The sequence below is a fragment of the Staphylococcus sp. HMSC62B09 genome (genome assembly GCF_001839115.1).
Lineage (GTDB): Bacteria > Bacillota > Bacilli > Staphylococcales > Staphylococcaceae > Staphylococcus > Staphylococcus haemolyticus.
In genome coordinates, this window is record NZ_KV840124.1 from 21,802 (window position 1) to 31,697 (window position 9,896).

8 protein-coding genes and 1 pseudogene are annotated in these 9,896 nt (G+C 30.8%); 3 read left to right on the top strand and 6 right to left on the bottom strand.

The annotated features are described in order from the left end of the window. Positions 1 to 15 precede the first annotated feature (15 nt). Both HMPREF3265_RS04910 and HMPREF3265_RS04915 read right to left on the bottom strand, forming a co-directional pair. Positions 16 to 2,586 (bottom strand): DUF2309 domain-containing protein, encoded by a 2,571-nt coding sequence (locus HMPREF3265_RS04910; RefSeq protein WP_070861072.1) that lies wholly within the window; start codon positions 2,584 to 2,586, stop codon positions 16 to 18. Between the two features lie 15 nt (positions 2,587 to 2,601). Beyond that, positions 2,602 to 4,101: an NADH dehydrogenase subunit 5 gene (locus HMPREF3265_RS04915; RefSeq protein WP_070442230.1), complete on the bottom strand. Its 1,500-nt coding sequence runs from the start codon at positions 4,099 to 4,101 to the stop codon at positions 2,602 to 2,604. A 516-nt stretch (positions 4,102 to 4,617) separates the two neighbouring features. Here HMPREF3265_RS04915 and HMPREF3265_RS13080 point away from each other — a divergent pair. The 3 genes from HMPREF3265_RS13080 (at position 4,618) to HMPREF3265_RS04925 (ending at position 5,873) form a co-directional block, all read left to right on the top strand. Next, positions 4,618 to 4,680, top strand: a complete 63-nt coding sequence (locus HMPREF3265_RS13080; protein ID WP_089046351.1) for an alpha family phenol-soluble modulin — start codon at positions 4,618 to 4,620, stop codon at positions 4,678 to 4,680. A 371-nt stretch (positions 4,681 to 5,051) separates the two neighbouring features. Beyond that, positions 5,052 to 5,411: a DUF1304 domain-containing protein gene (locus HMPREF3265_RS04920; RefSeq protein WP_037551719.1), complete on the top strand. Its 360-nt coding sequence runs from the start codon at positions 5,052 to 5,054 to the stop codon at positions 5,409 to 5,411. A 33-nt stretch (positions 5,412 to 5,444) separates the two neighbouring features. Beyond that, positions 5,445 to 5,873: a GNAT family N-acetyltransferase gene (locus tag HMPREF3265_RS04925; protein ID WP_070442233.1), complete on the top strand. Its 429-nt coding sequence runs from the start codon at positions 5,445 to 5,447 to the stop codon at positions 5,871 to 5,873. Between the two features lie 6 nt (positions 5,874 to 5,879). On the opposite strand, the gene HMPREF3265_RS04930 is transcribed toward HMPREF3265_RS04925, so the two are convergent. From HMPREF3265_RS04930 to HMPREF3265_RS04950, 4 genes and pseudogenes are all read right to left on the bottom strand, one after another. Further along, the gene (locus HMPREF3265_RS04930) at positions 5,880 to 6,326 is read right to left on the bottom strand and encodes a GNAT family N-acetyltransferase (RefSeq protein ID WP_371106705.1); all 447 of its coding nucleotides are present in this window, start codon (positions 6,324 to 6,326) and stop codon (positions 5,880 to 5,882) included. A 183-nt stretch (positions 6,327 to 6,509) separates the two neighbouring features. After that, the gene (locus HMPREF3265_RS04935; RefSeq protein ID WP_240558002.1) at positions 6,510 to 7,148 is read right to left on the bottom strand and encodes a YdcF family protein; all 639 of its coding nucleotides are present in this window, start codon (positions 7,146 to 7,148) and stop codon (positions 6,510 to 6,512) included. Beyond that, positions 7,138 to 9,054, bottom strand: a pseudogene (locus tag HMPREF3265_RS04940) (CDP-glycerol glycerophosphotransferase family protein). Before HMPREF3265_RS04940 ends, HMPREF3265_RS04935 begins: the two are co-directional and overlap by 11 nt. 411 nt (positions 9,055 to 9,465) lie before the next feature. Then, on the bottom strand, positions 9,466 to 9,896 hold a 431-nt coding region (locus HMPREF3265_RS04950), incomplete at its 5' end, for a terminase small subunit (RefSeq protein ID WP_070861073.1).

The following is a 9,896-nucleotide window of genomic DNA, read 5'->3' on the forward strand; positions in this document are numbered from 1 at the left end:
AAAAAACCGAACTCTCTACCAGTCTTTCCAACTACCATTCTCATCAATACTTGCCAAACGTACCCATTGATTATCAACTTTCTGTTTGAATTTAATATTATTCTCAAGTAAGTCTTTAATATATTGATCTGGCGCTTGGATAACAACTAACAATCGAATTGGAGAATGATAAATTTTGTTATCTGCAGCCATAACCGATTGCCAAGGTAACCCAGCCAATAAGTCACTTGAATTACCTTGCATAACGCCAACACCAGATGTTACTGATTGGGTAGTCTTATTTCCGCTTCCATAAAAATGTGGTGCAACAGTCGACGCGTAATATTGTAGATTAATCCACTGTGCTACTAAAGCTGGACCCGAAATAATTGTATTTAATAATTGCCCATCAGTGTCTTTCTTCCAATCATAATTATGTAAGAAAGCTCGTCCTTCTAAATTGGTACCTGCAGTAATATTACGCTGACCAATAATAAATTCTGCATTACGAGCTAAGCCCCATTCTGGACGGATTTCACTCCAGTCATTCGCAAAGCGATGCGCTTCTGCAACCGGGTCTTTCAAATTATCTTGATCTAAGCCAGGAAGATTAGCGAGACGTTCCGAATTCGCTTTATAACTTATACGTGGCATAGCTTCATTTAACATATCCAATGCATTTTGAGCTTCCTTAGTTAATTCTGGCATATAAATAAATTCTAATTCATCGATAGAGGTCTTATGCTCTGCAGCAACAAATACGGTTGAGTCAGGAATCACTATACCCTCATTTTTTAAAGCTTTACGTACATGTGGTAAATTACACATCATTGCCAATAGCTTAGCATTGAATCCACTTGACGCGCCTCCGCAAGCGCCACATTCTAACGAAGCATGATAAGGATTGTTATTGGACACACTTCCATGACCACCTAATACAATTAAAGGTGCAAAGTTTGTCGTTAAATCCATCAACTGTAATGCCTGTCTTGTGAAAGCAACTTGTTCTTCTTCAGTAAATCCTATTGGTAAATCACTATAAATTTCATGCTCACGATCTATTGTTAATTTAGCTTCAGGTTTCTTCAACCAATTCTTCGTAAAATTACGAACAAAGTGGCCTGTCTTCTTCGGCATTAATGTACTCGCTATCGTATTTAAGCTTAAAAATGATCCGCTTAATTCTGGTAATAGTAGACTCGGTAAGACATTATGTTTCATCAATTTGAATGTATAAAACATGGATGTAACCGAATGTTGTTGTTGGTTATACGTATTTAAATCATGGCGATCGGCATACTCTTTAATGGCATAGGCTGGTGGTACCATGACAGGTAATGAATTATGCGTAAATTGTTCATCTAACACTTCTTTTCTAATTGGAAGACCAAAGAATCCTGCAATACCTATCGTCTCAAACGGTCCTTCACTCTCTAAATGACGACGAAAAGGCTCTGAACGCACATCAATGCAAAAAGCTAATTGGACTTGAGTTTCTTGCTCTACTGGTTTAACAGATTTATCATAAATCGCTTCTACTAACTCACGTTCATGTGTTTCTTCCCACGCTTCAAGCCATAATTTTTTGAAATAGAGTGGGTTAAAATCGTGAGCAAACCTTAAATGTTCCAGTTGGTCTTCTATAGACATTGAGGCCCAATCATCAATTGACATCTCTCCATAATATAACCATTTACTTACAAGTTCTTTGATTCGTCTTTCAACATTTAAGACTACCGGACGGCTCATTTTTTCAGTATCTAGTAAAATACACTCCATCGTTAATCTTATAGCAAGATACTGTGTTAACAAATCCGCTTCATGTTCATGTTGTTCAGCACGGTAGTAAATCATACCTGCCCAACCTGGTAATGATAGGAAATGACCTGTTAAATATGATTCACGTTCATCTTCAGCTATATCTAAATGATTTAATGCCATGATTAAAGCCTCTCTATAATCTTGAGGCAATGTCTTAATCATTTTGCGTTGTGTTTTAGTAAGCATTGGATCATGCTGTGCTAAATGTAGCCAAGAAATATAGAATCCTTCTTCTCTTTTAGGCATAGTCCAACTTGATTGGAAATTATCTAAATATAATTTGGACCACTTAATAATATGTGTATTAAGTTCATCCATTAAAGATTCACCTTTAGCATTAAATGCATTCGCACTTTTTGATCGTGCATATTTAAAAGGTTCATTTTCAAATACACGTTTGAGCTTAGATACTTCAATCTTTAAGTATGCTTCTTTAGTAATTAGGTTTGTAGGCAAATCTTTGATGCGCATCGCATTTTCACAATAAATATCTATATGTGATTTTGGCACTGAAGTGTCGTAGTCTTTAATAGCTTGTTGTACTTCTGTTTCTACAAGTTTTTGGTCTATCTCGCCATTTTCTAAAGCAGTCATCACTGACGCGTGACTTGGGTATAAATCTATATCACGAACATGTTTAAACCATTGAGCTACTTGATCAAACGTTTCATGTTCCATTTCTTCCCATGGATTACGTGCTGCAAAGATAGATATAGGAGATAGTGGTGTAATCACACGACGTGCCGATTTAACTGTTTCTTCTATGTTATGTTTAGTTATTGTCATGTTAGATTTCACCTCTTATAAATAATTCTTTAAGTAGTTCGGATGACTTTCAACCGATTTAAATTTTGCTTCTCCAATTTTTACAAGCCATAAATATACTTTAGCGAAAGCTGTTGATGAACGACGACGTGCTACCCAAATGCTAAAGATACTACCTAATACTAGAATGGCCACACAAATGATAACGCTAATTAATGGTGGATGTGGCGTTACCATATATACACTATTTAAAATATTAACAAATACTTCATGTGTCACAACGTAAACGAGTGCCACAATGATAAGCATCGCAATACCAATTACTCTTCCCATCATACCTCTATTTAGTGCAACCATTTGATTCCACGATACAGATAATGACCATGCTAGGATAAAGGCGCTAATTAATGTGTAAGGTGTATGCGAACTTGTTAAAAAGAAGGTAATAGCAATAACAACGGCTAATGTTCTTCCTAATACTGTCCAAGCATAAGAACGCTTAACATTTGGTGGTGTCGGAATATTAAAGCGTTTAACAACTGACCCTGATTGTAAAAATAGCGTTGCTTTAAATACGCCATGTAAAATCAAGTGAATAATCGCAGCAGAATAAACACCCAAAGCACATTGCACAAGCATGAAACCCATTTGACTCATTGTTGAACCAACAAGTTGTCTTTTGTAGTCAACATGCACTAAACTAATTCCTGATCCAATAAGTACTGAAATACTTGAAATAATAAGTAATAACGTTAATGCAATATTATTATCAAATACTGGTGAAAAACGCGTTAAAATAATACCACCAGCATTTACAATACCAGCATGCATAATTGCAGATACGGGTGTTGGTGCTACAACAGACTCAATTAACCAACTTTGAAATGGATATTGTGCTGCTGGGATAATAACAGCAATAACAAGTAATAAATCTACAATTAATTTCAGTCCATAACTCATTGAAACATCGTAATCTTGTGATGGATCGATAACCCAATCGCCAGTACCGATAAAAAATACAACTACAGCTAATAATAAAGCAACCCATCCAATGATAAATGAACGCGCAGATACTTTTGCTGCTTCAGCCGGCACTTTCCAAGAACGGTTTAGTCGTATAAGTTGTGTTAGACAAAATAATGTTAGTCCCCAACAAATAACCATCAAGCGTAAATCATTACTTAACCAGCCAATAGACGCAAATACTGTTGTAAATGTGTATAACGGGAAGTATTTACGATAATTACGATCGCCTAATAAGTAACGTGCAGAAAATTTCTGAATAATAAAACCTAAAGCTAATACAAAGGCACCTACTAACCAAGCTAGTTTATCTAGAGCAAAGATACCTATAACTTCTCTGCCATTAATAGTAATTAATCCAATTACTCCTACAATGACAGGTAATAGAAGTAAAGTTAAATGTAAACGTATGTATTTTACAGGAACCGATGGCACTAAAAAAATCAAGCCACTTAACACTGCAATGACAAGCGTTACGAAAAATAATGTTAGTAAAAAACCAGAACTTAACATTGCCGCTCCTCCATGTCTTCAATCTATTTCAACAAAAAGTTTCCTTATACTATTAACAATATAAGAAAAAACCTACAATAGTCTAGTTTTATCCTTAGGTATCGGATATTTACTAACTATTGTAGGTTTCTATGAGAACTCATTTACTTAATATGTAAAAATGCTTTTTCAAGCTACCTAATATGTATGGTTGAACATATGCCTTATCCTTCAAATGAACAATGGATATTGAAAATCCTTGCACAAATGCTTGATAAACACCTATGTAAAAATCAACGTAATACATACAATATATGAAAATATTGCTGAAAAGTCAATATATTATAGTAATTAGAAGTTCTTTCATACATTTAATAACACGTTACTCTTCAATCTTTCAGATAGGCATGATTTATCGTATTAAGTTGTCTGAAATCTAACGAATACGAAACGCTTTCATTGAGTTAAGAATTATCAAACACATCCTCTCAAAGTCACGATATACTTTATTTAACATTTAATAAGGAGGTACTCAAAATGGGAATCATTTCTGGTATTATTGAACTTGTTAAATTCATCATCGATTTAACTAAAAAATAAGTCTCTCATTACGCACATAAACATTCCATATAAAAAAGAGTGAAATCGGATGATTTCACTCTTTTTTATGCCTATAAACAAAACGCTCAATCCCTAATATAAAGATTGAACGTCAGTGGATAAAATGAATTTATTTGTTTAACTATAAAGTAACATATTTTAACGGTCATGCATGTAACAATTTTGTGAAAACGCTTAAAAATATTTCGAAAATTTTCTCAAAAGCTTAAAATAAGTTAATATTTAGTGAATTTTTCTTATTAAAACTTCTATTTCACACAAATACTACTAAAATTAGGGTAATAATCAAACAAGTAATAGAGACGCACATAAAAATACAATTTATAATTTACAAAAAAGGACTGATTTAAATTCATATACTATCCATAATACTCATTTTACTTGTAGCGATTGAATTTCTATTTATTATGTATTTAGAGACCATAGCAACGACTTCCGATAGAACGAGCAAAGTCTTCGGTATTACTGTCAGTCAACTCAATAATAAAAACATAAATACCCTTCTTAAGAACCAAGGAGTGTATAATGGCTTGATTGGTTTACTTCTAATTTATGGTCTTTTTTTCAGTAGTGCTCCTAAACAACTATGCATTCCAATTCTAATTTACACCATTATAGTAGCTATTTACGGTGGCTTAACGAGTCATATTAGTATTTTCCTTAAACAAGGAACCCTTCCAATTCTAGCTTTAATCTCTTTATTACTTTAGTTATCTACTAAACAAGCAAAGTTGGTGTCTGCTATGATAGAACATTTAAAAAAGAAAAATCGTAAAACTATAAAAGTATTAGGAAACATTTGGCTTAATGCAAATTTAGATACACATACCTTTATTGATAGTTTCTACTGGATAGACAACTATAGTAATGTGCTTGATTCACTTAAAGATGCCGATGTTTATGTGTATAAGGCAAATGAACAAATAGTTGCTTTCTGTGGCTTAAGAGATAATTATATAGCCGGATTGTTTGTGAAAGAAGAATACCGTAATAAAGGTATAGGTCATGCCCTCATCAAACATTTACAATCAGAATACAATCATTTATCTTTAAAAGTATTTGAACAAAATAATAGAGCTGTTCATTTTTATGAAAGTTTAGGATTTATAAAAATGGAGTCCAGTGTTGATAAAACAAACCATACAAACTTACTAATGCAATGGAAGAAATAAAACAGTTTACAATTTAATATGTATGATTGGATAATCCCTACCCTGTCCATCTTTTGCAGATTCATTATATTTTTTGAATCCATTTTTAAGGTAAAATGACAAGGCATTGGGATTATCTTTATTTACATCCACATATTGAACCTTATGCTCTTGAATTAAAATTTGTAGTATTTCCGTGCCACAACCCTGTTTAAAGTATTTAGGATCTAAAAATAGCATTTCCAAATTAGCGTCATTAGTCCCTGAAAATCCAATGACATCATCACCATCAAACCACAAATATGCCTCAACATGCGGGAAGTATATTGGGATTTCCTTTTTAAGTTCTACTCTATCTTTCTCTTTTAAAAAGTCATGTGTAGCAATAACTGAACGCTCCCAAATAGCCAATGTCTTAGGATAATCCTTTTCTTGAAGCCCGATTTTACTTAGTTTTATTTTATACAACATCATAATCTTTCAAAAGCTCTTTATATCAGTGCTTATAACTATATATTCTAAAAAATATATTCATACCTTTGCCCTTATTATCAAAAATATGCCCTTTTTTTGCCCTTAAATTTTCAGCAATAAAATTCCATCTAATTTAGAATAACTCTCTAAACTTAAAAAAGGATTACATCGAATAAAACATTGTCACTTTGTCATATTGTTTAAATCAAGCATACTTTTTTTAATTCTTTCTTTTTCTTGATAAGAAAACTTTGTACCAACTTCATCCTTAGGTATTATTATTTCATTTACTTTTTTATTTTTATCTAATTTTTCAAATATTAAAGTAGCCCTTCTCACATGATCACCACTTGTGATAAGGCTTAATGAATTAAAATCTCTTTTGTCTGCTATTTTTAATGTCTCTATAGCATTCTCAATAGTATCACTTGAATTCTGTTCAGTAATAATATCTTTTTCCTTTACACAGTGCTGTATTAACCACTTTTTCATTTCATTAGCTTGTGTATTCCCATTTACTGGTCTTCCACCAGATACAATTATATATGCTTTTTCATTCTGTTTTTTAGCTTTCAAACATGTAGCTAAACGCTTAATGGTTTCTCTTTTCAATGTTCCATCTTTAGACAAGCTTGTACCTAAAACAATGTAAGCATGATGATTATTATTAAAATCAGTGGAAGTCTTCGTATTTAAAATGAGTTGATCTATATTTTGACTATTATATCGACCTAATACCATAGATTCTTTTGTAGTATCAGGAAATAATAAATTATGTAAGCATAGAAATAATAGAAAAGAGAACAAAATTTTATTTTTCAAAATATCCACCTTTGATTAACTTATAGATATTCTCTGTGTTATTACCATCAGTTTTTTCAACAAGTTTATTAAAATTTTTTCTATATTGTTTATTTTCATAATTGTTATAAAAATTATCTTTTATAGTTTTCAATAATTTATTATCTATACCATAAATAATATCACCAAAGGCATTTTCTTCTTGGAGTATATTTTTAGCACCATATTGCTTTTCACTTTCTTCTTTATCTCCCCAAAAGAAAATAACTTTACTTCCTCCAGCATATGCATAAAAACAGATTGATGAATAATCCGTAATTAATACCTTTGATTTCATTAGAGCTTCTTTTATATCACCCTCATATAAATACTCTTCTATACTTTTTAAAACATCAGGAAACTATTCAGTTAATATTTCTCTAGCCTTAGGATGTAATATCACATTTACATTTTCCGCAAAATGTAATTTATTTATTAACTTTATGAAATGTAAATATCTATCAATATAACTATTTGATGAAATTTCACCCACTAAATCCCAAGGTCTCCATGTAAGCATAAAAGTAATATCTGTTTGTTTTTCTGTATTTTTAACATATAAATCTAAATTCGGTGTCCCAGTCAAAATTAATTGTTTTGGCTTATAATCTGTATATATTTTAAATAAATTTTGTTCCACTTCTGAATTGGTTACTATAAAATCTGGTGCAATAGGTACTTTAGGATTAAAATACCCTCTTTCAAATACATTAGTAGCTAATGAAATACCATGTTGTAAAAAAATCTTTTTATTATTATTGTTTATTTTTGATTTTAAGAATCTACTGTTATCATATAATGTTCGGAACATATGTGTAGATAAATCAGAAGATATAATTTTATTAGCATTAAATATATTTATAAATCCTCTTATTGAATTATGAGCTACTACACTTTTCTTTCCATATATTTTTCTTAGTTTATTAAATTGGTCATGATTTTTGTCTAAAATATATACTGAATTTTTATCATTATACTTTTTAGATAATTTAAACACTTCAAAAGCCGATTCATTTGCCCCTTTACTGAATTTCTCGAAGTATATATCTTTATTTGTTCTTATAAAAAGACTTAAAAACTTACCTATTTTTTCTTTAAATATAATACTCTTCTTTAAGTAATCAGTCATAACTATGACATATTGTCCTGTTATTGATTTTCTAATAAAGCTATATATTTGTCTTTTTCTAAGTTTTATTCTTTTTGTGCTATATACATAATGTTTTTTGTTATATTTATCATAACCATCATATTTTAACGGATAATAATAATTTAAACCTTCTTCAGTAATAGACTTTATGTAAACTGGATTATTAATCTCACCAGACTTTTCATATTTAGATAGTATATCTTTTTTATCAACACTAAAATAACCAGAATGAGCCAATAATGCTAATTTATTAGTCTTCTCAGCAAGAAAATCTCTAATTTTATGTGGGAAAAAATAAGTAAAATTATTACTTAAAGACTTATCATATCCAATAGCTAATTCCACTTTTTGCATATTAGCATATCTAAATCTTATAACACCAACAAAAATTAATTTTTTAAAAAATGATATTGGAATCACCTTATGAGGTGGATTACTTTCAGCTTTTTCAATAACTTTTTCCAGAGTTAAAACTTTGTGTTCTTTAACTATCATAAAAGATAATCTACCATTTGGATCAATATAAATTACAATTCTTTTTTCTTCATTCTCTGGATGTTTAATATTTTTTAATATTTTGACATTTTTCTCAGGATTGTTTTTTACTACAATTTTTCCATCTTCATATATGTAAAACTTTTTGAATTCCAACCTTTTTTTCTTATTGATAACTTTTGTATAATTAAAATCATGAAAACCATTAGACAAACTTACTTGAAAACCATCAATATTTATCATTTAATATTTCCCTCTCTAAAATTTTACGATTAAATAAAAAAAACTATTAAAAATTTTAACATTTATTTTTGTGGTTTTGAAGGTTTGAAAAAAATATTAATGCTTTCTTTAAATTTTCCAACTTTATCAAAAAAATACTGTGTGGCCATATTTAATTATTATTTATAAATATCCTTTCATCATCTAACTTTATAGATGGCACTATTCTTCTGTCTACATCATTCTTCACTAGCATTAAATTAAAGGATAGTATAATGCCTACTCGCTCTGCTGAATTTAGTGAGTTCCATATCTTTATTTCCTTATCCGTCATTAGATTAGTATAAGTAATAACAGTATTTTCTCTAATGCTCATAGCCCTGTTGAACATATTATTTACATTAATCTGTTCTATCTTAGAACACATGGTTATCAGTCCTCATCTGGAATATCATTAATAATCATTGTTCTATTAGGGTGTTGTTCATGTATTTCATCTAATGCTTTCCGTTTTTCTTCTTCCTCATCTTCTGGCCATTCACCTATATTAATTAAAATTGGTGTATCCGTAGCTAACTCTTGCTTATCGGTAAATAGCTTATGATACTTTCCGAGCATATCTCTAGCACGTAAACGGTCACTAGGCTTAATAGGTACTTCCACCATTTCTACATGCTCATTATACACGAGGTTCATTCTGTCAGTATCTGGGTTGCGTTGAAACTCACCACGTTTAACAACAACCTCACGTATTTCACTCTCATCACCTACTGCTGCATTACTTAGAATATGAAGTAGTTCGTTAGCAGATAGTACACCTTCATCAATTACTTTCTTACGTTGCTCATCAATGTACTTAGCCA